The organism is Halorubellus litoreus, from assembly GCF_037081675.1.
In the GTDB taxonomy this organism is placed as follows: Archaea; Halobacteriota; Halobacteria; order Halobacteriales; family Natrialbaceae; genus Halorubellus; species Halorubellus litoreus.
The window spans coordinates 53,311-76,502 of sequence record NZ_JAZAQL010000002.1; the positions used below are offsets into that span (position 1 = coordinate 53,311).

Below are 23,192 nucleotides of genomic sequence, written 5' to 3' on the forward strand. Positions count from 1 at the left end.
CCGGAGTCCACTGGCAAGCCTCGGCGTCAAACGCCGAGGCAATTGACAAGGCTTATGCGCGTTTCCCGGCGATGCACGCCCAATGAGTAGCGAGACCGAGACCAGTCAGGACCTCATCGAGGGCCAGTCCGTGGTGGACCTCTTCAGGGAGTACTACCACGTCCCCGTGCTCGCCGCCCTCGTCGGGTTCATGCTGTGGCTGCGTATCCTCCCGGCTGACAACTTCATCAGGCCGGACGGCGTCTACTTCAGCGGGAACGACGCCTGGTATCACCTCCGGGAAACGACGTACGCCGTCAAGAACTGGCCGTCCACGATGCCGTTCGACCCGTGGACGCAGTTCCCGTACGGCGTCTCGAACTCGCAGTTCGGGACGCTCTACGACCAGCTCGTCGCCACGGCCGCGCTCGTCGTCGGCCTCGGCGACCCGAGTCAGCGCCAGATCGCGACGACGCTCCTGTACGCGCCCGCGGTCATCGGCGCGGCCGTCGCCGTCCCGACGTACTTCATCGCGCGCCGACTCACCGGTCGGTTCGGCGCGCTGTTCGGCGTCGCCGTCCTCGCCCTCCTTCCGGGGACGTTCCTCGCACGAACCATCGCCGGGTTCTCCGACCACCACGCCGCGGAGGTGCTCTTCCACGCCATCAGCGTCCTCGCGTTCATGGTCGCGTTGAACGTGGCGGAGACAGAGAAACCGATCTACGAGCTCGTCGTCGACCGCGACTGGGACGCGCTCCGCACGCCGACGCTGTACAGCGTCGCTGCGGGCGTCGCCATCTCGCTGTACGTCTGGGTGTGGCCGCCCGCTATCGTCCTCGTCGGTATCATCGGGACGTTCTTCCTGCTCGCACTCGGCGCGAAGTACGCGACTGGGAGTAGCCCGGACCACATCGCGTACGTCGGCGTCGTCGCGATGACGACCGTCGCCGTCTTCTCGCTCGTTCGACTCGACGAGTTCGGGTTCTCCGCGAGCGCCATCTCGCTCCTGCACGTCATCCTGACGCTCGCGGTCGCCGCCGGTTGCGCGTTCCTCGTCTGGCTCGCACGCCAGTGGGAGGGAAGCGGGTTCTCGCGGGTCCTGTTCCCGTTCTCCGCGCTGTCCATCGCGCTCGTCGGCGCCGTCGCCTTCAGTTTCGTCCTCCCCGAAGCGTGGGGGAGCATCCAGAACAACCTGGAGCGCGTCCTCACGCTCGGCCAGAGCGACACCGTCCTCACCATCGGTGAGGCGCAGGCGCTCGTCGAGATGGGGCCGAACTACCTCCAGCGATTGAACCGCACGCTCGTCCTCCTGTACGGTCTCACGTACATCACGGGCATCGCGGGCCTGCTCGCGCTCACGTACCGCGCGGTCACCGAACGCCTCCGCGCCGAGTACGTGTTCGTCGCGGTCTGGACGGTGTTCGTGTTCATGATGACGCTCACCCAGCAGCGCTTCAACTACTACCTCGTGCTGCCGGTGGCGGTCCTGAACGCGTACTTCGTCGGTGAACTCCTCGGGGTCGTGAACATCGACTCGTCGTTCGACCTCGAGGACATCCAGTTCTATCACGTCTCGGTGGTGCTCGCCGCGATCGTCCTCGTCATCGCGCCGATCGCACCCATCGGCGCGATCGCGATGACCAGTTCGAACGTCCACGCGCAGGTCACGGGTGGGGCGCAGGGCACCGGCCCGGCGCCGCGGACGGTGACGTCGTGGGATTCGACGACGGACTGGATGCAGAACGGCACGCCCGAGATCGAGGGCATGGAGAAGTACGGGACGTACGAGAAGACCGAGGACTTCGAGTACCCAGAGAGTGCGTACGGCATCATGTCCTGGTGGGACTACGGCCACTGGATCACGGTCCGCGGTGACCGCATCCCGCACGCGAACCCGTTCCAGGCTGGGGCGCGTACCGCGTCGCGGTACTTCCTCTACGAGAACGAGACGAAGGCGAACCTGCTGTTGGAGGCGCTCCCGTCGCTGAGTCCGCGCGAGGGGAACATCGACAACTACACGACGTCGGATTACCGCGACATGATCGCGGAGCAGACCGACCAGCAGCGCGCGGAGGACACGCGGTACGTCACGATCGACTACCAGATGGCGACGCGGAAGTTCGGCGCCATCGCGACGTGGAGTGGCCCGCCGGCTGGCGAGTACTTCGCGCGGCAGAACCAGAACGCGTCGCTGGGCGGGCAGAACCTCACGGTACCGTACCAGACGTTCAGTGACCGGTACGAGGAGACGATGCTCGCGAAGCTGTACTGGGACGACGCGGACGGCCTCGAGCACTATCGGCTCGTGCACTCCTCCCAGCAGCGCAAGCTCCTCGTCACGTACAGTCGCTTGAACCCGCAGACGGGGCAGGTGATGCAGCAGCCGTTCCTGTCGTCCATCGGGAACCTGGGCGGGAACCGCTCGATCCAGAACTTCTTCCTGCTCCAGCAGCGCCAGGACTTCGTGGTGCACGACGTCCGGCAGGCGACGTCCGTGAAGACGTTCGAGCGCGTGGAAGGCGCCGAACTCACGGGGTCGGCGTCGCCGGGCGCGAACGTCACGGTGTCGTTGACGTTGAACAACACGCAGACCGGGACGAACTTCACGTACGAGCAGACGGCGCAGGCGAACGAGGACGGCGAGTTCGCGGTGACGGTGCCGTACGCGACGAACGACGCGGTGTCGCCGAGCCAGGGCGGGACTGATTCGGCTATCGAGGCCGATGGCGTGTACACGCTGAACGTCGAGAACGGTGGCATCACGACGGTGGCGGTGCCGGAGTCGGCGGTGCTCGACGGCGAGTCCATCACGGTGGATGCGTCGGGTGGTTCGAACGCGTCGACGGCGGCTGCGGGCGATGAGTCGGACGACGAGGACTCGAGTGCCAGTGGAAGCGAGTCCGCGTCGGCCGTGGTGGGGTCGCAGTTCGTTGGCGCTCCGGCACGAGTCGCCTGAGGTCTCGAGCGGTTTCGTTTTTGGCTGGTCGTTTCGTTTCGAGTGGAGTCGGCTGTTCGTCGACGGTGATGGTGTCGTTTGTGAGCGTTCTCGTGTGGTGCCGGCGTGTTCTCGACGTGGGGTGGTCGGCGCTGGGGGTGCCTGGGCTGGGGGTGGTGTTCCCGTCGGTGTCGTCTGGTCTGGGGTGGCGCGTTGGTCGCTCTGGTCTCGAACTGGAATGTATCAGTGCCTGAACTGGATTTTTCTCGTGAGTATCTGAATGGATGTGGTCAGCAAACTGGTCGTAATCGTAAGCTAATGCCTGTGAAATGGCCTGAGAGTATGGGTGATTAGTAATAGTTACGGCAGTATGAATGCAGTAGATGTAGGAAAACAAAGAATACTTTCATAATAGTCGGCACGATAAGGGTTACCACGATGTCCCTAATGGAGACAGCACGACGGTGGGCACAGAACAACCCGCAGTTCGCGACGACGCTCGCGACGATGGTGGTCGTCGCCGGCCTCGGTGCGATGGGTGGCGGGCTCGCGGACTTCGGCGGTGGATTCGACCCGACGGGCGGCACGACCGTCACCTCCGGACCCTGAACTGAACACGAACGATACGACGGTCAGTGTCCGAACCGACGACGCGACCCCGCACACTGATGGGTGCAGGCGGTGGTGAGTCAGTCGATGTCGGCCTGACCGAACTGATTATTCAAACGCCACTCGCCGTTCACGATGACCGGATAGGTCATCCATGCGAGGAACTCCCGGAGTTCGTCGAACGGAACCGAGTAGGTGTCCGTCTGCGCCGGGACGATGTACGCGTCGGTCACCGACTCCAAGGTCACGTTCGCCTGTGACCCCAGCGGATTGTAGTTCGTCGGGTAGACGTCGAAGCTGACGTCTCGTTCGAACCGTCCCTCGCCCGTGACCTCACAGACGAACGGACTCCCACCCGTGCTCTGCACCATGTCGACCGAGCCGTCGCCGACGACGAGGTACTGCTGCCCGATGGTGGACGTCTTCGAGACGATGTCGATCGCCGACCGGAGCGGGAACCCCAGGTTGAGGAGGTGTGCGAACATCTTCCCGATCTCGATCGCGTAGTCGTTGACCACGTCCCCGAGCGTGCCGACGCCACCGAACGCACCGCGTTCGACGAGCGCCATCGCCTGGGCCTGGGATTGGCACGCGTTCAGGAGGAACGTCTGGACGTTCACCGTCTCGATTTCGCGGACGTCGAGCTTCCCGTCGATACAGCGGAGTCCGTCGCGTTCGGCGTGCCCGATGTAGTGCAGGAAGTCGACGCTCTCCTCCACGAGGAAGGTTGCGAGCGCGTCCGTCGAAAGCCCGAACTTCGTCGTGACGTCGTAGGGAAGTTCGTCGCGGTCGCCGTACGCGTTCTCCAAGCTGGTCTGTTCGTCGATCATGTGCGGGTCGTTGCAGATGACCGCGATGTCGATCGACTCGCCACGTTCCTCCCGGTCGAGCTGGTTCTCGAACGCTGCCATCGTCGGCATCGACGCGCCCTGCGGGATGTGGTTGCCGAACCACGCGTGTTCCAGGCTCTCGCCGGTATGATGCGGTTCGACGAACGTCAACGACAGGTCGCTCTCGACCCCGGCTTCCTCGCTGTCACTGGCGTTCGAGATCCCTGCACCGCTCAGGACGTCCTCGTCGTCAGCTGTAGTCGACGCTGACACCGACCGTACGTCACCGGTGGCCTCGCGGACGACGCCCATGTCGCCGACCACGAACGGGAGGAACGTCGCCGCCTCGCCGTCCCCCGGGAGGTGTGCGGTGAGCGGCCAGCGCGGCAACTGCGGTTCGACGACGTCGAAGGGTACCGCGGCGTACCGTTCGAGGCGATCGCCGACGGATCGTTCGTACGTGTCCGCGAGGTCGAACGGGAGCTCGGGTTCGAGCGCCTTGCGTTCGTGGAGTTCCGCCGGGAACAGGCCTTCGGTTCGAACGACGCAGTCGAGGAGGAACTGTTGTTTGAGCGTGCGCGCAACCGCGTCCTCGAACGCCTGCTCTGTGCCGAGGTCCTGCACGAACCCGTCGTCGGTGACGATTCGTGGAGCGTCCGCGAACTCGATGTCCGCGGCCAGATAGTACGAGAGCGGCGCGACCGTGAGCACGTGCCGGAACGTCTCGGGGACCTCGATGGTGACGTCGCTCTCCGTCGCCTCGATCTGGTCGGGGACGTGGAACTCGTCACCGAGTTCGACGAGCGGCGGGTGACCGCGGAGCGTCGGGAACGACCGCTCGGGCGACGTCGTCTTCAACGCGGACGAGAACAGCGAGATCGCGTCCGCGATCCCGCGTTCGTCGGGCGTCGTGACGATGGTGCCGGCGGGGCGCTCGTGGAGCGTGCGTGCGCCGACGACGATCCGTCGCGTGCCCGGGAAGGAGATCTCGAAGTTATCGATGCCCTGGTCGATGGTGAACGGCGCGTCGACCCGACAGTACACCTTGATCGAGCTGTGGACGCCGATCTCGTACGAGCCGCCGGTGTCGATCTGGACGTTGGAGTCCGCCTGGAGGTCGGCGACGACGTTCCCGTCGGCGTCGTGAACGTGTACGTCTTCGCGTTGCTCGAAGCGAAGCGAACCGATCTCGATCTCGACGGCGGCGTCGACGGGGAACCGGAAGGCGTCCGTCGACACGGCGGCCGGGTCGACGGGTTCGGGGGTGTTGATGCGGAGATGTCGCTGTTCGACGGGGTCGATTATCTCGAGCCCCGGCGGGTCGGTTGTCGGTCGGAACGCTATCTCCATGCTCCACCCACCGCGTATCGGGTCATCCTTTCGGGGCCGCGTGGATAAAACGCTCGGGGGCTGTCAGCGCGCTGTCTACTGTCAACCGGGCGAGTCCGCGGGTTGACGACTGACGGCTACGTCGCGGTGTGGAGGGCGGCGAAGAGTTCAGGCGGGAACCGCGGGCTGACCGTACTGGAGCCGTCGTCGTCGGGGGTGCGGGCGAGCAGGCCGACGTTCGCGAGTTCGTAGAGGAATCGCGTGACGGTGCTCTCGGTGAGGTCGGTGCGTGCGGCGATGGCCTCGGCGGCGGCGGGGAGCGTCGGGCTCTCGGCGTCGAGTGCGACGAGTGCGGCGAGGACGCGCTGGTGGTTCGCCGGTTCGGCGAGCGCACGAGCGACCGAGACCGGGTCGCTGGGGTACGCGGCGACGGCGGCTTCGACGTGGTGCGATTGGACGCGGCCGGCGTCGACCGCGTCTGCGCGCGACGCGGCGTCGTAGAGGAGTGCGAGCGCGTCGTGAGCGTTCCCGTCTGCGTACCTGGCGACCGTGCGTGCGTTCTCGTGGTCGAGGGCGTTCGGGGCGAGCCCGCGGGACGCGCGCTCGGTGACGACCTCGACGAGCGTGTGCGTTCGGTACGGGTCGAAGCGGACGGTCGTCGCGGGCGGCGTTCCGGGCGCGAGCTGGCGGGCGTCGAGCGGGTCGCGCGTGACGTACCACGGGACGAACGCGGCCTCGTCCGCGAGGCTCGCGACGACGCCGGCGTCGAGCGTCCCTGGTTCGTCGACGTGGTCGACGGCGACGACGACCGCGTCGTGCCGGTCGACGGTCTCGACGAGGCGGTCGTGGAGCGCGTCCGTGCTCACGCCGCCCTCGGGCACTGCTTCGTCGGTGAGTGCGGCGAGCAGTTGCCGGTACGCCTGGAACTCGCTGTCGGCGTACCTGCCGTCGACGACGACGAACCGGACGTCGAGCGGTGTGCTCGCGCGCGTCGTCGTTCCGATCGCTTGGCCGCGACGGCCGAGGACGGTGTCGAGCGCGCCGAACAACGACCGAACGATGGCGGTCTTCCCGCTGCCCGACGGGCCACAGACCGCTGCAGCGGCCGGTGGTTCGTCGTCGAACACGGGGTCGAGCGCGTCCAGCAAGCGTTCGATCGTCGGCCCGCGACCGACCGGTTCGTCGGGATGCGTGATCGGTGCGAGCTCGATCGGGTCGACGAGGACGCCACTGCCGGGGGTGTTCTGGCGGCGACGACGCGCGATCCTGTCGCGGACGTTCAACGCGAACGACCCCCAGTTACGCCGCCTCGTCCTCGGTCGTTGCGCCGTCGACGAGCGCGGCCTCGAGGACCTGTAGCGGGTGTTCTATCTCGTAGCCGGTGCCGTGCTCCATCTGCATCGCGCACGTCGGGCACTCGGTCATGCCCGTCGTCGCGTCCGCGTCCTCCATGTGCTCGAACATCTCGTCGCCGATCTTCATGGAGGTTTCGTAGTGCTCGGTCTTCCAGCCGTACGTGCCGGAGATCCCCGAGCAGGAGTCGCCGACGTCCTCGGCGTCGACGTCGTCGAGCTGGGAGAGGAGTTCGACGGTCTGGCCGTCCAGGCCCTGGTTGCGGGCGTGACAGGGCGCGTGGTACGCGAACGAGTCGACGCCGAGGTCGTCGGTCGTCGTCTCGGCGGCGGCGAGTTCGCCGTCGAGGTCCTCGTTGATGCGGAGGTACTCGACGGCGTCGTACGTGTTCGCCGCGACCTTCGCGGTCCCCGGTATCGAGAAGAGCTCGGGGTACTCCTGGCGGAGTGCCATCGAGCAGCTCGTACACGAGCAGACGACGTCGACGCCGTCCTCGACGAGCTCGGAGAAACTTCCGACGTTCACCTTCGCAGCGCGGCGCGCGTCCTCGAGCATCCCGTTCGCGAACATCGGCGTCCCCGAGCAGCGCTGCTCGGGGACGAGGACGGCGTACCCGAAGGACTCGAAGACGTGGACGAGCGCCTTCGCGACCTCGGGCGTGTTGTGGTTCGCGTAGTCGCCGTGGAAGTACGCGACGCGCTTGTCCGCGTCGACGTCCTCGTCGCGGCGCTGGCGTGCGCGCCGGGCGTTCTCGACGCTCGTGGCTTCACCGCCGCGTTTCGCGTACCACGACCGGAACGTCTCGGTCGCGAACTCGGGGAACTCGCGTTCGGCGGTGATGCCGAGCAGTTTCTCGTTGACCTGTTGGACGAGCGAGTTCCCCATGACGGCGTTCGTGAGTCGCGGGAACGTGGAGCCGAGTCGCGCCATCGTCCCGTAGTTCGCGAGCAGCCGGTTCCGCCAGTACTTCAGGCTCGTCTTGTCCATCTGCTCGTCGACGTACTGCGCGCGAGCGGTGTTGTGCATCTGACTGAGCGGCACGTCGCTCGGGCACGCGCTATCACACCGCATGCAGTTCGAGCACTTCGAGATGGAGTCGTCGATGTCCTGGTCGTCGCTGCGCTTGAGCCGCCACTGCTCTGGCCCCTGGAACTTCGGACCGGGGAAGTCCTCGTCGACCTCGGCGACCGGACACGTGGTGTCGCACGTCGAGCACTTGTAGCAGTCGTCCGAGCCCGGCCGGAGGTCGGCGTCCTCGGCCTCCGGGAACACCTGGATGGGTTCGAATCCGTCACCGGAATCGACTGCCGTGCCGCCGTCGGTCGCTGCGCCACCGCCCGCGTCGTCGACCGCGGTGCCGCCGTCGGTCTTCGCGGTGTCACCGGCTGCGTCCGTCGGCCCGCACCCGCTGCACGCGTGGTCGCCGCCCTGTACGTCCTGGTCGTCGTGTGGCTGTGGTTCGTCTGTCATCGGTCTGCGGTCACGTCGGTCGGCGTCGGATGGCTGCTCGATGCGTCCGCGCTGGCGGTGCGGCCGGCGACGTACCCGGTCGCGAGACTGACGCCGCTCGCGGACTTCTCCGCGGCCGCGTCGTAGCCGCCGACGACGCCGCCTGCGGCGGTGAGGTTCGCGTACAGCGGGTCGCCGTCGGCGTCGAGCACGCGGCCGTCGGCGTCGATGCGGACGCCGAAGCGAGCGAACGCGTGCGAGCCGAACGCGTCCGCGTCGCTCCAGTCGTAGCGGTCCTCGGGGTGGGAAACGGGACAGTCGAACACGGGCTCGTACACGGCGTCGCGCTCGCTGTCGATGCCGCCGCCGACGAGCCCGCCGGTCGCGAGCACGACCGCCTCCGGCTCGTACGGCGTCCTCGTCCCGTTCCGGTCCGCGTAGATGGTCGTGATGCGCGGCGCGGCGTTCTTGCCGGCGTCGCCGCCGTCGCCCGCGCCGGGTTCGACGTCGTGGTCGACGACGGGGTTCCCGGTGGTGACGGCGACGCCGGCGTCGCGGAGCGCGTCCCGGAGTCGGTACCGGAGGCGAACTCCGGGAAGGCTCGGTGGCGCGGGCGGGAGTTCGAAGACGGCCGCGTCGAGGTGCTCGGCGAGCGCGTCGCGGACCTGGCGCGGGCGGTCCCGGCCCAGTACGGCGGGGAGGCCGACGCGCTCGACGTCGCCGAAGCCCGCGACCGCACTGCCTGTGGCCGCGCCCTCGTCGGTGTCGCTCGCGTCACCGAAGACGTCGTCGGCGCGCTTCAGCGAGCGCTTCACGCGTTCGGCGAGGCGGCGGCGGACGCCGTCCTCGTCGGTGTCGAGCGCGTGCGCGAGCCTGGTCTGCTGGTCGGTGCCGTCGGGGTCGCCGGGGAACTCGACGGTGACGCCGCCGACGTCGAAGGGCACGCCGACCGCGCGCAGGTGCGCCGCGACGTTGGGGGCGTCCACGTCGGTGTCGCCGTCGAACCCGACGAGGAGGGTGGTTCGGTCGTCGCTCGCCAGCCCGGGCGCGACGCTCGCGGGATACCGTGCGGTCGGCTTCACCGTCCCGCCGACGGTGGGGACGAGCGCGTTCCGCTCGGTGTGCCCGCCCCGGTAGAGGTCGCCGGTCGCGTCGTCGAAGATGGCGAGCCCGCCGCGGAGCGCGTCCACGCCCACGAGCTGATAGGGGTGGTCCTCGGGGAGCGAGTCGATGGCGTCGAACGGGTTCGCGACCGGCGGCGCGGACGAACCGTCGCCCGCGTCGCCGCCGTCCCCGTCCCTGTCCCCGTCGCGTGCGTCGTGTGGGTTCGGGTACCCGAGGACGTCGACGAGGCCGCTCGCCTGCTGGAGCGTGCTCTCCGAGTCCGTGACCACGCGCACGCTCGCGCCCTCGCGAGCGGCCGCCAGTGCCGCGGTCATGCCCGCGAGGCCGCCGCCGACGACGAGGACGTCGTCGCGTATCGCCACGACTCAGGCACCTCCGTCCAACTCGCGGCCACCGTCGGTCGCCGCGCCCGCGTCGAACGCCGCGAAGTCCACGTCGACCGCCCTGGCCCCCGTTTCCGTGGCGTCGTCGCCGGGCGCTTCGCCCTGGTTACCCGTCGGGTGGCGGCCCGCGGGGTCGTGGTCGCGGTTCATCGTCGTCGCGTGCAGGAACGTGTTCAGCGCGGCCTGCGAGAGCTGTTCGCCCCAGAGCGCGTGCCGGTGGCCCTTCCAGCGCTCGTCGACGAGTTCGTCCCACGCGCCCCGCGTCGTCGCTTCCGGGTAGTCCGCGCTGAGGACGTTCGCCATCCGATGACAGCACATCCCGCCCTGGCAGTTCCCCATCGACGCCCGCGTCCGGATGCGGACCGCGTTCAGGTCGCTCCCCGACTGCGCGATAGCGTCACTCACCTCCGCGCGCGTGACGGCCTCGCACTCGCAGACGACCGGGTTCGGGCCGTCGGTGTCGAGGACGTCCTCGGCTCTGGAGCCGAGGCGCTGGCCGCTCCGGCGCGCGACCGGCGACCGCAGCCCGAAGTCGTCCATCGCCGCGTCGAGCCTGGCGGGATGCTCGCTCCCCGGGAGCGCCTCCTCGGCGGTCGTACACCGCCCACGGACGCCGAGCTGGTCGCAGACGTGGTCGCTGATCTCCTCGGCCATCATCCGGTACGTCGTGAACTTCCCGCCGACGATGCTCGACATCCCGCGCAGGCCGTCGCGCTCCTCGTGGTCGAGCAGGAAGTAGTCGCGCGTGATGTCCGTCGGGTCCTGGCTCCCGACGTCCGGCGGCTCGTACAGCGGCCGCACGCCCCAGAACGACCGGATCGTGCGTGCGTCGGCGAGGATGGGGACGAGTTCGGTGAGCTGGTCGATGACGAGGTCGACCTCCCAGCCATCCTCGGGGTAGTCCGCGGGGTCGCTCACCTCCTCGTCGGTCGTCCCGAGGATGGCCGTGGTCTCGTGGGGGACGACGATGTCCGCGTCGCCCTTCGGCCGACACCGGTTCACGACCGTGTCGACCTGGCGGACGTTCATCACCGTCATCACGCCCTTCGACGGCCGAACGGCGACGTCCACGCCCGCCATGTCGCCTATCTGGCCCGCCCACGCCCCGGTGGCGTTCACGACGTACTCCGCCGTTATCTCCTCGCGTTCGCCCGCCACGCCGTGCACGCGAGACCCGGAGCCCGCGTGGTGCTGGACCTCGACGCCGACGACGTCGCGCTCGCCCGACGACCCCGCCGAACCGCCGCCGTCACCGCCCTCGACGAGGACGTCCACGACCTCGGTGTGCGTCTCGATGCGCGCACCGTGGTTCTCCGCGTCGACCGCGTTCGCGACGACCAGCCGGAACGGGTCGACCGCGCCGTCGGGCACCGAGATGGCCTTGTCGACGTCCTCGGAGAGGTACGGTTCGACCTCGCGCGCCTCGCGCCCCGTGAGGACCTCCGCGGGGATACCGCACTCGCGACACCCCTGGAGCTTCTCCTCGAAGTACGACTCGTCGTCCTCGGGGCGCTTGGCGAACAGGCCGCCGGTCTCCTCGACGCAGTGACTCGCGATGTCCCTGAGGACCCGGTTCTCCTCGATGCACTCGCTCGCACTCGCCTGGTCGGAGACGGCGTACCGGCCGCCGGAGTGGAGCAGCCCGTGCATGCGACCGGTCGTTCCGTGTGTGAGGTTGCCCTGTTCGACGAGCGTGACGTCGACGCCGCGACGCGCCAGGTCGCGCGCGACGCCCGCCCCGGTCGACCCGCCGCCGAGCACGAGAACCTCGGTATCACGTGACATCCGTTCGTCTCCAACCTCGGTCCGTCGCCACTTGACTTTATCGACGCCGGCGGGCCTCCAGTAACTCGCGGAAAATACTGCCGCACACGTGGAACTGTCGCTAACGATAGGTCAAAATCCGCCGGGCGGAAATATGGGTTCTGAAGAGATTAGAAACCATTTGGTTCCTTCTGGGAGCGTTTGGCCGGGGTAGGCCGTAGCATTACCCGTTGGGTAACGTTTATCACGATAGTCCCAGTTGTTTACTCCTAACACGGCACCACCAGTAACAGTGCGCTGGTCGCGGAGCGCGACCAGCACGCGAAGGCATGGGGCAGGGCCGTGGCTCACAGGGTCACAACGATGACAGACAAAACCTACGTAGGCGCCATCGACCAGGGAACGACCGGCACGCGATTCATGGTCTTCGACCACGCCGGCCAGGTCGTCGCCAACGCGTACGAGAAGCACGAACAGATCTACCCCGAACCCGGCTGGGTCGAGCACGACCCGATCGAGATCTGGGAGAACACCAAGAACGTCGTCCTCGAGGGCCTCTCGGACGCCGGCCTCGAAGCGAGCCAGCTCGAAGCGCTCGGCATCACGAACCAGCGCGAGACGACGGTCGTCTGGGACAAGGACTCCGGACGCCCCGTCCACAACGCCCTCGTGTGGCAGGACCGGCGGACGACCGACCGCGTCGAGGAACTCCAGGACGCGGGCAAGGTCGAGGAGATCCGCGAGAAAACCGGACTGGAGTGCGACGCGTACTTCTCCGCGACGAAGACCGAGTGGATACTCGACAACGCTGAACCGCTCAAGATGGAGAGCTCCCGTTCCCGCGACCTCCGCGACCGCGCGGTCGACGGCGAACTCCTGATGGGCACGATCGACGCGTGGCTCATCTACAACCTCACGGGCAACCACATCACGGACGTCAGTAACGCCTCCCGGACGATGCTGTACAACATCCGGGACATGGAGTGGGACCACGAACTCCTCGAGGAGTTCGACGTCCCCGCGGAGATGGTGCCCGAGGTCCGTCCGTCCTCCGACGAGGAGTACTACGGACACACGGACCCCGACGGGTTCCTCGGCGAAGCAGTCCCGGTCGCCGGCGCGCTCGGCGACCAGCAGGCCGCGATGTTCGGCCAGACGTGCTTCGACAAGGGCGACGCGAAGAACACGTACGGCACCGGCGCGTTCTACCTGATGAACACCGGCGAGGAGGCCGTCGCGTCCGACAACGGCCTGCTCACGACCGTCGGATTCCAGCTGTCCGGCGAACCCGTCCAGTACGCCCTCGAAGGTTCCATCTTCGTCGCCGGCGCGGCGATCGAATTCCTCGAAGACATCGACCTCATCAACAACGCCGCCCAGACCGCGGAACTCGCGCGGTCGGTCGACTCGACCGACGGCGTCTACATGGTCCCGGCGTTCACCGGCCTCGGCGCCCCGCACTGGGACGGTCGCGCTCGCGGGACCATCGTCGGGATGACCCGCGGGACGCGCAAGGAGCACCTCGTCCGGGCGACGCTCGAGAGCATCGCGTACCAGACTCGCGACCTCGCGGAGGCGATGGAGGCGGACTCCGGGATCGAGACGACGAGCCTGCGCGTCGACGGCGGCGCGGTCAAGAACAACTTCCTCTGTCAGCTCCAGTCCGACATCATCCAGACGGACATCGTCCGGCCGGAGGTCGACGAGACGACCGCGCTCGGGAGCGCGTACGCCGCCGGGCTCGCCGTCGGCTACTGGGACAGCGTCGACGAGCTCCGCGAGAACTGGCAGATAGACCGCGAGTTCGAGGCCGAGATGGACGGTTCGAAGGCCGACAAGATGTACGCGCGCTGGGACGACGCCGTCGAGCGGTCGCTCGACTGGGCGCGCGACGACGAAGGAGGTGACTGACCGATGCAATCGATCCTCCTCCAACTCCCGGTCATCGACGCGACAGTCACCGAACTCGTCGTGCTCCTCATCGCCGCGCTCGCCGGCGGCGCGTTCGGCGCCGCCATCGGCGCACTCCCGGCGTTCATCTTCACGGGGTTCGTCGTGTTCCTCGGCGAAGGCCTCGCCATCCTCCGGAACAACGTCGGCGGGGCGGTCGGCGACGTCGGTGCCGGTGAACTCGCGACCGGTATCACGGGTGTCATCGGGTTCGGGATGGTCACCGGCCCGCACGTCGCGTTCGCGGGCGGTGTCGCCGCCTCCGCGTACGCCGGGAAGAAGTACCCCGAGATGGAGCCCGACGACTGGGACTACCACTTCGGGAAGAACATCCTGTACGCGTTCGGCACGAAGCCCGACATCCTCGCCGTCGGCGCCATCTTCGGCGTGTTCGGGATGCTGTTCAACCGGATCTTCGCCGGCATCTTCGCGTTCGGTGGCTTCGGCCTCACCGACTCCATCGCCGTGACCGTCGTCGCCTCGGCGTTCCTCGCCCGCGTCGTCTTCGGGTACCCGATCGTCGGGAAGGCACAGGGCAAAGGCTTCTTCGACATGACGCCGTTCGAGCGCGAGGAACCGCACATGGCCGCCGACGGCGGCACCCAGGAGCACGCCGGACGGCTCGCGACCGAACCGTGGCTCCCCCACCAGTACAAGTGGAGTGGCGTCGCCGCCATCGGTCTCGTCGGCGGCGTCCTCGGCGGCTACCTCTGGCTCCGCACGGGGAGCATCTTCCTCGGGTACGCCATCTCCGCGATCAGCCTGCTGTTCCTCCAGCTCGGCGTGGAGAAGATCCCCGTCACGCACCACATCACCCTCCTCGGGTCGGTCGGTGCGGTCGTCGCCGCGGAGACCGTCGGGAGCGACCCCGTCGTCCTCATCGCCGCGGGCGTCCTCGGGATGGTCAGCGGGCTCGCGGGCGAGGCGACCCAGCGCGTGTTCTACTCGCACTCCGGGACGCACGTCGACCCGCCCGCGATGGCAATTGCACTTGTGATGCTCATCGTGGGCGTCCTCGCCATCGCCGGCGTCATCCCGACCGCGGGCTACCTATGAAGCTCGCGTAACGATCCCTGGCCCGGCGAACGCACGCGGTCGTTCGCGCGGGCCGACCGACGCCCGAGGGCGGCGTGCCCATAGCACGCCACCACCACCACCACAGCGTCTCACGGCGCGCTCGCACGAGTGCGTCGCATCACGCCGCCCACGCGTCTCGCGCGACGCCGCCACACCCGGCGTCGCACCCTACCGCGCCCCGGCGTCGCACCGCGACGCCTCGTCGTGCTCGCAGCGACACCAACCGGGTGCTCGCAGCCACACCGACGCGCCTCCGCGGATGCTCGCGCGCTCCCGCGGATGCCCACCACGACGATCCGGTTCCTTCTTTCGTGCGTACTCGAACGCCAAGCGGCGGTCCCGTCGTGAAAGAGTTACCTGCGCGGCGGCCCGACGGAGTGACATGACCGACCGCCAGCGCGACGACGCCCGCGGTACCGTGAGCGACCGCCAGCGCGACGACGCCCGCGGTACCGTGAGCGACCTGCCGCCGCTCGTCCTCGACATCGACGGCACGCTCACCCGCCCGAGCGGGCACGGCATCGACCCGCGCGTCTTCGACCCCGTCCACGACTGGCCCGCGCCCGTCGTCCTCGCCACCGGGAAGGCGTTCCCGTACCCGATCGCGCTCTGTGACTTCCTCGACATCGAGCACCTCGTCGTCGCCGAGAACGGCGGCGTCGCCGTCGCGCACGACGACGTCCACGTGCACGACGCCGGCGACCGCATCGACGACGTCGCCGCCGCCATCAGGGACGCCGGGCACGACCTCGGCTGGGGCGTCGCGGACCTCGTGAACCGCTGGCGCGAGACCGAACTCGCCGTCCGCCGGGACGTCCCCGCGGACCCGCTCCGCGACCTCGCCGCGGCGCACGACCTCGCGTTCGTCGACACCGGCTACGCGTACCACCTGAAGCCCCACGACGTCTCCAAGGGCCTCGCACTGGAGCGGGTCGCGGGCGCGCTCGACCGCGACCCGAGCGCGTTCGTCGCGGTCGGCGACAGCGAGAACGACGTCTCGACGTTCGAACGCGTCGACGAGAGCTACGCGGTCGCGAACGCCGACGACGCCGCGCGCGCCGCCGCCACCACCGTCCTCGACGCCGCGCACGCCGACGGCACCCTCGCCGCGCTCGACGCCGTCCGCGACCGTCACGCCTGACGACCGAGTTCTCGACCGCGTCAGCGCGCGCTGGCCGGACCAGTGCGTGTTCCCGGGACAGACGTCGTAGCGCTACGTACGGGTCGCCGTCGGCGTCGCGGCTCAGTCGACGGCGAGCCCGTTACGGGCGAGAAAGCCGGTGACGTCCTTGATGACGGCCGGCGACCCGACGATGCGACAGTACTCCTCGTTCACCGGCGCGATGGTGACCATGAACCGCTCGTCGACGGCCGCGTCGAGCCCGGCGAGCGCGTCGCGTTCCATCACGATCTGCGTGCTATCGCGGAGCTGTGCCGGGTCAGGCATCTGTCGAGTCAACGGTGATGGCCATCAAGTATTAACGTGGCGGAACAGGGCGAGGGGACGCAGGGACCGTGCTCGCGCGCACTCGACCGGCCGCGAACGCGCATGCGCCGCCGACCGAGGGGCCGGGGCGCACTACCGGCGCTGGCCGGGCCGCACTACCCGGACGGCCCGCTCCGAGCACGAACCTCGACTCTCGAACCGAGAAACAGCTTCTAGGGTGCTCTATCGTGGTTTTTCGGGCTTTCAGTTCGGTTCGTGTATGTGGTCGTGATGGAGCCGTCTGTGAGTAAGTAATCGGTTTGCCTAAAGCAAGAATTAAATATGTAAGGTAAAAGTATGAGCTATGCCGTCTGACAACGCGTTCCAAATGACTGGTGAACAAACGACGAGCCGACGCCGCTGGCTCCAGGTGATGGGGATCGCCGGCGCCGCCGGACTCGCCGGGTGTGCGTCCGGACCCGACCCCACGGAGACGAGCGCCTCGACGACCGAAGAGGACCAAGGGTTCAGCACGGGCACGCAGGAACCCACCACGCAGGTCGAGGAACTCCCCGAGGTCGGGGGCACGTACACGGACATCATCTCCTCGACGATCACGACGCTGAACTCGATGTACAACTCCGAGGCGACCGCGGGCGCCCTCATCACGAACACCATCGACCCGTCCTACGGGTTCAAGCCCGGGCAGGTCCAGTTCCCGCAACTGTTCGAGCTCACGAGCGACGACAACCGCGTCTGGTCCGCGAAGCTCCGCGAGAACCTCCAGTGGTCCGAGCCCTACGGGCAGCTGACCGCCGAGGACTACGTGTACATGATCAAGAACCTCCACCAGACCGAATGGTCGGGGACCTCGGCCAGCTCCGACTGGTACCGGAACGGGGAACCCATCACGGTGGAGAAGAACGGCAAGTACCAGTTCGACATCAAACTGGAGGAACCCGACCCGCTGTTCCCGAAGAAACCCGTGACGTGGGAGATGCAGGTCGTCCCCAAGGACCTCATCAAGCCGTTCGTCGACGAGGAGGACGTCCAGGGCCTCAAGGAGAACCAGGAGCTCATCGACCTCTCGTACACCGGGAACCTCGGGCCGTACAAGCTCGAGAACTGGGAGCGCCAGAGCAAGCTGACGTTCACGCGCAACGAGGACTACTACGCTCGCGAAGCCGACGACCTCCCGAAGCTCTTCGAGAAGGCGCCGTACTTCGAGCGCATCGAGACCCAGATCATCAAGGAGCCGGCGGCGCGCGTCGGCTCGCTCAAGACCGGCGACGGCGACGAGGTCGGCCTCGAACCGAGCCAGGCCGTCAACCTCGAAGGGAACGAGAACGTCAACCTGAACGTCGCCCCGCAGCCGTACAACCGCCCGATCTTCTACAACATGCGTGCGAACGGCTGGAAGCCGTTCCGCAAGCAGGGTGTCCGGCAGGCGCTCGGGTGCGCGATTGACAAGCAGAAGTACGTCAAGGGCGTGCAGCGCGACTACGCCAACCCGCAGTTCACGTGGCAGCCGCAGTGGTCGCCGTGGTACAACGACGACACTGTCGACAAGTACGGCGTCGGCGACCTCTACGGGAAAGAGGCGACGCAGAGCCGGATGAAGGACGCGCTCTCCGGGACGAACTACTCGTACGACGGCGACAAGCTCGTCGACGGGAACGGCGACCAGGTCGAACTCAAGCTGATGTACCAGAGCGGGCAGGCCATCGAGAAGTCCACCGCGCAGTTCATCCAGCAGGAGTTCGGCAAGAACGCGGGCATCAAGGTGAACATCGAATCCATCGGCGGTCTGAAGTTCGTCACCGACTACTTCCGCCAGCAGGAGCCCGAGAACCCCGACGAGCTCGAGTGGAGCGCGGGCGCGAACAACTACGGCCCGCGTGACAAGGTCACGAGCAAGAAGTCCTGGGACATGGGCCTCATCTACGGCCTGAACACGTACCCGATGACGCCGACGAGCAGCGACGTGTTCTTCCTGAAGGACGCCGCGTTCAACGCGACCGGCTACTACCCGAGCTACGACCTCGAGACGCTCTACGAGGACGCTCGCACCGCGTCCTCCGACGAGGAACGCAAGGAGGTTCTCGGCGAACTCTTCGGGAAGCTCTCGAAGGACCAACCCATGGGTATGCTCTCGCTTGGCACCTCCATCACGGGCTACAGCCCGTCCGTGAAGGGGCCGGAAGAGGAGTTCTTCAACGGCTGGAACTTCCAGACGTGGCGGAAGGAGTCCGGAGACAACTAGAGGTCACCCATGACCTATCATCGTTCGCATAACTCGCCGAGAGCCGCTGGGATAGCGACGCCACCATGAGGTGGTACGTCGCACGGCGGCTCATGTGGGCAGTCGTCGTCACGTTCATCATCGTCTCCGTCACCTGGCTCATGCTCCGGCTGACGCCCGACCAGGACATCATCCAGGCCGGGCAAGCGGCCGCGCAGGCGGGGAAGAACGCCACCGCAGAACAGGAACGCCTCCGCGAGCTCCGCGGCCTGAACGAGCCGCTGTGGGTGCAGTACGGCAGTTACATGGAGAACGTCTTCACGCTCGACTGGGGGTTCTCCGAGAGTCGCTCCCAGCCCGTCACCGAGGCGGTCTGGACGGCGCTCTACTACACCGTCCAGTACTCCGTGCCGTGGACGATCCTGACCATCGTGTTCGGGACCGCTGCGGGCCTGTACTCGACCGCGCACCAGTACTCGTGGCGGGACAACCTGATGACGTTCTTCGCGTTCTTCGGGTTCTCCATCCCGAACTTCTGGTTCGGCATCATGCTCCTGCTCGTGTTCGGCGTCGTCCTCGGGTGGGTGCCGATCACGTACCAGACGGACGTGGGCGTGTTCACGTGGGCGAACTTCAAGCAACTCATCCTCCCCGTGTTCGTGCTCGTCACGGGCTCGGTCGGGGGCATCCAGCGCGTCTCCCGGAACGAATCCGCGGAGTACCTCAACACGGACTTCGTGAAGACCGCGCGAGCGAAGGGCGCGAACAGCCAGCGCATCCTGACGCGGCACATCCTGCGTCCGGCGTCGGTGCCGATGTCGACGACGTACGTCGGCACGCTCCTGGCGTTGTTCACGGGGTCGTCCGTGCTCGTCGAGACCGTGTTCTCGATTCCCGGGCTCGGGCGACTGCTCTTGCGGGGTACGCTCTCCCAGGACACGCCACTCGTGCTCGGCACGTCGTTCGTGTTCATCTTCATCGCGGTCATCGGGAACCTGCTCCAGGACATCGTCTACACAGTGCTCGACCCGCGCATCAGCTTCGGTGATCGATGATGTCGGCAGACGATTCCACGCCGACCCGATTCGAGGACATCGACTGGAACGACGTCGAACGCACGAGTCGGCTGAACCTCTCCGCGAAAACGAGTGGGATGGTCGTGACGACGTTGGTACTTGCCGCCATCTTCCTCTACGACTACTTCGCCGTCCCGAAGGGCGAGGCGACGTTCGAGGCGATCGGGTGGGCGTACCAGGTCACGCAACTGGACTACATGTTCGCGCTGACGATCCTGCTGCTGTTCTTCTTCGGGGTCGTTCCGATCTTCGAGAACCCGCATCTGTCGCGGTACTACTGGGAACGGTTCAAGGAGAACCGTCCAGCGATCCTGAGTCTCGGGTTCCTCATCGTGACGTTCGTTGTCGGCGTCTTCGGGCCGCTGGTCGTCCCGAAACCAGAGCTGACGCTGTTCGCGAAGTTCCAGCCGCCCGTGTACACGAGCGTCCCGAAGTCCGCGGTCATCGAGTGCACGGGTCGAGTCTCGGATGGGATGTGCCACGGTACCTGGAAGTACCCGCTCGGCACGACTGACGGTGGGAAGGACATCGTGAAGATCATCGTGTACGGGATGCAGATCAGCATGAAGATCGGACTGATGTCGGCGTTCATCGTGACGATAATCGGGAGTCTCGTCGGCACGGTCGCCGCGTACAGCGGCGGGCTCGTCGACGAGTTCCTGATGCGGTACGTCGACATCCAGCAGACGTTCCCGAGCTTCCTGCTGTTCCTCCTCCTGACCTACCAGTTCGGCGCGAGCCTCATCCTGTTCATCGGTATCTTCGGGTTCTTCAGCTGGGGGAACACCGCGCGGTACGTGCGGTCGAACGCGCTCCAGAAGACCGAGGAGGAGTACATCAAGTCCGCGAAAGCCACGGGTGGCAGCACGTGGCTCATCATCCGCCGGCACCTCATCCCGAACACCGCGAGCAGCATCATCACGGACCTGTCGCTGCTCATCCCGAGCTTCATCCTGTTCGAGGCGGCGTTCGCGTTCCTCGGACTCGGGGCGGACGTCCCGTCGCTGGGGTCGGCGATCGCGTCGGGGCGCGCGAGCCTGTCGTTCGCGTGGTGGATCTCGACGATCCCCGGCGTGTTCCTGTTCCTCATCATCCTCGCGTTCAACTACCTCGGTGACGCACTGCTCGACGCACTGAACCCGCAAGCGGAGACGGAGGGCGAATAATGAGTACGAGAGATCCACTACTGTCGGTACGAGACCTCACGACGACGTTCACCACGGACGAAGGCACGCTGACGGCGGTCGACGGCCTCGACTTCGACATCCACGAAGGCGAGACCGTCTGTATCGTCGGCGAGTCCGGGTCCGGGAAGACCGTCGCGAGCGAATCCATCACGCGCATCCTCTCGATGCCGCCCGCGCACATCGACGGCGAGGTGCGGTTCCGCGGCCGGGACGTCGGCGCGTTGAGCGACGCGGAACTCCGCGACCTCCGCGGCGGGGAGATCGGTCACATCTTCCAGAACCCGCAGGACGCGCTGAATCACTGCTATAGCGTCGGCTGGCAGATCGTGGAGGCGATACAGTTCCACGACGACGTCTCGGAGGCCGAGGCGCGCGAGCGCGCCATCGAGCTCTTGGACCGGGTCGGTATCCCGGAGGCGACTGCGCGCTTCGACGATTACCCCCACGAGTTCTCCGGGGGGATGAAGCAGCGCGTGATGATCGCGATGGCGCTCGCGCCCGAACCGGACCTCCTCATCGCGGACGAGCCGACGACCGCGCTCGACGTCACCATCCAATCCCAGATCCTGGACCTCCTCGAGGACATCCAGGAGGAGTTCGGGATGAGCATCCTGTTCATCACGCACGACCTCGGCGTCGTCGCCGAGGTCGCCGACCGCGTGCTCGTGATGTACGCGGGCAAGCTCATGGAGGAAGGCGACGTCTACACGATATTCAAGGAGCCCGCGCATCCGTACACGCAAGCGCTCATGGAGTGCTTGCCCGGCAGGGGCGAGTCGACGAAGGGCATCCAGGGGTCGCTCCCGGACCCGACGAACCCGCCGGACGGCTGTCGGTTCGCCGACCGCTGCCCGCACGCGGTCGAGGACTGCAAGAAGGGCGACCAGCCGACGTTGTACGACACGGGGACCGCGGACCACCGCGTCTCGTGCGTGTACTACGGCCCCGGCTACGACGAGTCCCGCATCCTCGACGCGGAGCTATCGACCGGTAGCGCCGCCGGGAACGGCGGCACTGAACGGACCGGAGGGATGAACGATGACTGACGAACCGCTGCTCGAGGTCCGCGACCTGAAGAAGCACTACCCCATCACGCAGGGTATCCTGAAGAAGCAGGTCGGGTCAGTGAAGGCGGTCGACGGCATCAGTTTCGACATCCCGCGCGGCGAGACGCTCGGACTCGTCGGCGAGTCCGGGTGCGGGAAGTCGACGGCGGCGACGTCGATCATCCAACTGGAGGAGCCGACCGCCGGCGAGGTCATCTTCAACGGCGAGGCACGGGACGCGACCGAGACAGCCGCGGACGCGCGCCATCGGAACGACGTGACGGAGTTCGACCCGGCCGAACTCAAGCAGTTCCGCCGGCAAGCCCAGATGATCTTCCAGGACCCGTCGTCGAGCCTGGACCCGCGGATGCGGGTCGGCGAGAGCATCGCCGAACCGCTCCGCATCCACGGTATCGAGGACAAGGCGGCGCGCCAGGAGATCGCGCGGAACCTCCTCGACCGCGTCGGGCTGTCGCGCGACGACTACCATCGGTTCCCCCACGAGTTCTCCGGTGGCCAGAAGCAACGCATCAGTCTGGCGCGAGCGCTCGTGACGAACCCCGAACTGATCGTCGCGGACGAACCCGTCTCCGCGCTCGACGTCTCCGTGCAAGCGGAGATACTGACGTTGATGAAGGACATCCAGGCGGAGTTCGGGCTGTCGATCCTCCTCATCAGTCACGACATGGCGGTCGTCCGCGAGATCTGCGACCGCGTCGCCGTCATGTACCTCGGTGAGATTGTCGAGATTGGGGAGACCGAGGAGCTGTTCCGGAACCCGCAGCATCCGTACACGCAGGCGTTGCTGTCGTCGATCCCGGTGCCGGACCCGACCGTGGACCGTGCGGGGACGACGCTGTCGGGCGACGTGCCGAGTCCGTCGAACCCGCCGAGTGGCTGTCGGTTCCACACGCGCTGCCCGGACGTCATCCAGCCCGAGGACTACGACTTCGAGCAGGAGCACTGGCGCGCGGTCATGGACCTCCGGACGCGCCTCGCGCAGCGCGACATCGACATCGAGGCGGTCCGCGAGTTCGTCGCGACCGAGCGCGACGGGGACGTCGAGCCCGGGTCGGTGTCGGACGACGCCGCGAAGGCCGCGATCCGCGACGAGTTCGGCATCCCCGAGTCGCTCCAGGACGGGCGTGCGGAGTCCGTCCTCGCCGACGCGCTCGAACGGATCGTGAGCGACGACCTGGCGGGCGCCGACGAACTCCTGTCGACGGAGTTCGAGACGGTCTGCGAGCGCGACGCACCGTCGCTCGCGGAGACCTCGCCCGGTCACCAGTCCGCGTGTCATCTCGACTCGCCGAGCGCGACGACCGACTCCGTCGAGTCCGCGGTCTCGGACGACTGACGCGGCATCGAACGCTGGCGCGCCCGACGCACCCCTCTATCACGCTTCTTCGACGCGGTCCGAACCCGTCCACGC

General features: G+C 67.2%; 16 protein-coding genes. 10 read left to right on the forward strand and 6 right to left on the reverse strand.

From position 1 onward, the window contains the following. The first annotated feature begins 82 nt into the window (after window positions 1-82). The gene (locus tag VYJ16_RS07685) at window positions 83-2,935 is read left to right on the forward strand and encodes an oligosaccharyl transferase, archaeosortase A system-associated (RefSeq protein ID WP_336349729.1); all 2,853 of its coding nucleotides are present in this window, start codon (window positions 83-85) and stop codon (window positions 2,933-2,935) included. Window positions 2,936-3,361: 426 nt separating this feature from the next. Then, window positions 3,362-3,523, forward strand: coding sequence for a hypothetical protein (locus VYJ16_RS07690; protein WP_336349730.1), 162 nt, complete (start codon window positions 3,362-3,364; stop codon window positions 3,521-3,523). Window positions 3,524-3,603: 80 nt separating this feature from the next. Here VYJ16_RS07690 and VYJ16_RS07695 read toward each other — a convergent pair whose 3' ends face one another. The 5 genes from VYJ16_RS07695 to glpA form a co-directional block, all read right to left on the reverse strand. Beyond that, on the reverse strand, window positions 3,604-5,703 hold the full coding sequence (locus tag VYJ16_RS07695) for a hypothetical protein (RefSeq protein ID WP_336349731.1): 2,100 nt from the start codon (window positions 5,701-5,703) through the stop codon (window positions 3,604-3,606). Window positions 5,704-5,819: 116 nt separating this feature from the next. Next, entirely contained in the window at window positions 5,820-6,965 is a 1,146-nt protein-coding gene (locus VYJ16_RS07700; RefSeq protein ID WP_336349732.1) for a Cdc6/Cdc18 family protein, read from the reverse strand. Window positions 6,966-6,981: 16 nt separating this feature from the next. After that, window positions 6,982-8,505 carry an anaerobic glycerol-3-phosphate dehydrogenase subunit C gene (locus tag VYJ16_RS07705; RefSeq protein ID WP_336349733.1) on the reverse strand — a complete coding sequence of 508 codons (1,524 nt, stop codon included), beginning with the start codon at window positions 8,503-8,505 and terminating at the stop codon, window positions 6,982-6,984. Next, complete coding sequence (glpB, locus tag VYJ16_RS07710) at window positions 8,502-9,971, reverse strand: glycerol-3-phosphate dehydrogenase subunit GlpB (RefSeq protein WP_336349734.1); 1,470 nt, start codon at window positions 9,969-9,971, stop codon at window positions 8,502-8,504. The genes VYJ16_RS07705 and glpB overlap by 4 nt, the downstream gene beginning before the upstream one ends. Window positions 9,972-9,974: 3 nt before the next feature. Then, window positions 9,975-11,777, reverse strand: coding sequence for an anaerobic glycerol-3-phosphate dehydrogenase subunit GlpA (gene glpA / locus VYJ16_RS07715; protein WP_336349735.1), 1,803 nt, complete (start codon window positions 11,775-11,777; stop codon window positions 9,975-9,977). A gap of 342 nt (window positions 11,778-12,119) precedes the next feature. Here glpA and glpK point away from each other — a divergent pair, with 342 nt between their 5' ends. The 3 genes from glpK to VYJ16_RS07730 all read left to right on the forward strand — a co-directional run bounded on the left by glpK (window position 12,120) and on the right by VYJ16_RS07730 (window position 15,924). Further along, window positions 12,120-13,667, forward strand: coding sequence for a glycerol kinase GlpK (gene glpK, locus VYJ16_RS07720; RefSeq protein WP_336349736.1), 1,548 nt, complete (start codon window positions 12,120-12,122; stop codon window positions 13,665-13,667). A 3-nt stretch (window positions 13,668-13,670) separates the two neighbouring features. Further along, window positions 13,671-14,762, forward strand: a complete 1,092-nt coding sequence (locus VYJ16_RS07725) for a DUF7973 family transport facilitator (protein WP_336349737.1) — start codon at window positions 13,671-13,673, stop codon at window positions 14,760-14,762. Window positions 14,763-15,165: 403 nt separating this feature from the next. Further along, entirely contained in the window at window positions 15,166-15,924 is a 759-nt protein-coding gene (locus VYJ16_RS07730; protein WP_336349738.1) for an HAD hydrolase family protein, read from the forward strand. 102 nt (window positions 15,925-16,026) lie between these two features. Here VYJ16_RS07730 and VYJ16_RS07735 read toward each other — a convergent pair whose 3' ends face one another. Beyond that, the gene (locus VYJ16_RS07735; protein WP_336349739.1) at window positions 16,027-16,230 is read right to left on the reverse strand and encodes a VNG_1110C family protein; all 204 of its coding nucleotides are present in this window, start codon (window positions 16,228-16,230) and stop codon (window positions 16,027-16,029) included. Window positions 16,231-16,597: 367 nt separating this feature from the next. On the opposite strand from VYJ16_RS07735, the gene VYJ16_RS07740 reads away from it, so the two are divergent. The 5 genes from VYJ16_RS07740 (at window position 16,598) to VYJ16_RS07760 (ending at window position 23,117) form a co-directional block, all read left to right on the forward strand. Further along, entirely contained in the window at window positions 16,598-18,472 is a 1,875-nt protein-coding gene (locus tag VYJ16_RS07740; RefSeq protein ID WP_336349740.1) for an ABC transporter substrate-binding protein, read from the forward strand. A gap of 65 nt (window positions 18,473-18,537) precedes the next feature. Further along, window positions 18,538-19,506 carry an ABC transporter permease gene (locus VYJ16_RS07745; RefSeq protein ID WP_336349741.1) on the forward strand — a complete coding sequence of 323 codons (969 nt, stop codon included), beginning with the start codon at window positions 18,538-18,540 and terminating at the stop codon, window positions 19,504-19,506. Further along, complete coding sequence (locus VYJ16_RS07750; protein ID WP_336349742.1) at window positions 19,506-20,693, forward strand: ABC transporter permease; 1,188 nt, start codon at window positions 19,506-19,508, stop codon at window positions 20,691-20,693. Before VYJ16_RS07745 ends, VYJ16_RS07750 begins: the two co-directional genes overlap by 1 nt. Next, complete coding sequence (locus VYJ16_RS07755) at window positions 20,693-21,760, forward strand: ABC transporter ATP-binding protein (protein ID WP_336349743.1); 1,068 nt, start codon at window positions 20,693-20,695, stop codon at window positions 21,758-21,760. Before VYJ16_RS07750 ends, VYJ16_RS07755 begins: the two co-directional genes overlap by 1 nt. Beyond that, window positions 21,753-23,117 (forward strand): ABC transporter ATP-binding protein, encoded by a 1,365-nt coding sequence (locus VYJ16_RS07760; RefSeq protein WP_336349744.1) that lies wholly within the window; start codon window positions 21,753-21,755, stop codon window positions 23,115-23,117. The genes VYJ16_RS07755 and VYJ16_RS07760 overlap by 8 nt, the downstream gene beginning before the upstream one ends. Window positions 23,118-23,192 lie beyond the last annotated feature (75 nt).

Bases quoted from the DNA above. Each gene is read 5' to 3' on its own strand.
- VYJ16_RS07750 (WP_336349742.1), top strand. From the start codon at position 19,506: ATGTCGGCAGACGATTCCACGCCGACCCGATTCGAGGACATCGACTGG.
- VYJ16_RS07695 (WP_336349731.1), bottom strand. From the start codon at position 5,703: ATGGAGATAGCGTTCCGACCGACAACCGACCCGCCGGGGCTCGAGATA.
- VYJ16_RS07730 (WP_336349738.1), top strand. From the start codon at position 15,166: ATGACCGACCGCCAGCGCGACGACGCCCGCGGTACCGTGAGCGACCGC.
- VYJ16_RS07725 (WP_336349737.1), top strand. From the start codon at position 13,671: ATGCAATCGATCCTCCTCCAACTCCCGGTCATCGACGCGACAGTCACC.
- VYJ16_RS07745 (WP_336349741.1), top strand. From the start codon at position 18,538: ATGAGGTGGTACGTCGCACGGCGGCTCATGTGGGCAGTCGTCGTCACG.
- VYJ16_RS07740 (WP_336349740.1), top strand. From the start codon at position 16,598: ATGACTGGTGAACAAACGACGAGCCGACGCCGCTGGCTCCAGGTGATG.
- VYJ16_RS07685 (WP_336349729.1), top strand. From the start codon at position 83: ATGAGTAGCGAGACCGAGACCAGTCAGGACCTCATCGAGGGCCAGTCC.
- VYJ16_RS07690 (WP_336349730.1), top strand. From the start codon at position 3,362: ATGGAGACAGCACGACGGTGGGCACAGAACAACCCGCAGTTCGCGACG.
- VYJ16_RS07755 (WP_336349743.1), top strand. From the start codon at position 20,693: ATGAGTACGAGAGATCCACTACTGTCGGTACGAGACCTCACGACGACG.
- glpK (WP_336349736.1), top strand. From the start codon at position 12,120: ATGACAGACAAAACCTACGTAGGCGCCATCGACCAGGGAACGACCGGC.
- VYJ16_RS07705 (WP_336349733.1), bottom strand. From the start codon at position 8,505: ATGACAGACGAACCACAGCCACACGACGACCAGGACGTACAGGGCGGC.
- glpA (WP_336349735.1), bottom strand. From the start codon at position 11,777: ATGTCACGTGATACCGAGGTTCTCGTGCTCGGCGGCGGGTCGACCGGG.
- VYJ16_RS07760 (WP_336349744.1), top strand. From the start codon at position 21,753: ATGACTGACGAACCGCTGCTCGAGGTCCGCGACCTGAAGAAGCACTAC.
- VYJ16_RS07735 (WP_336349739.1), bottom strand. From the start codon at position 16,230: ATGCCTGACCCGGCACAGCTCCGCGATAGCACGCAGATCGTGATGGAA.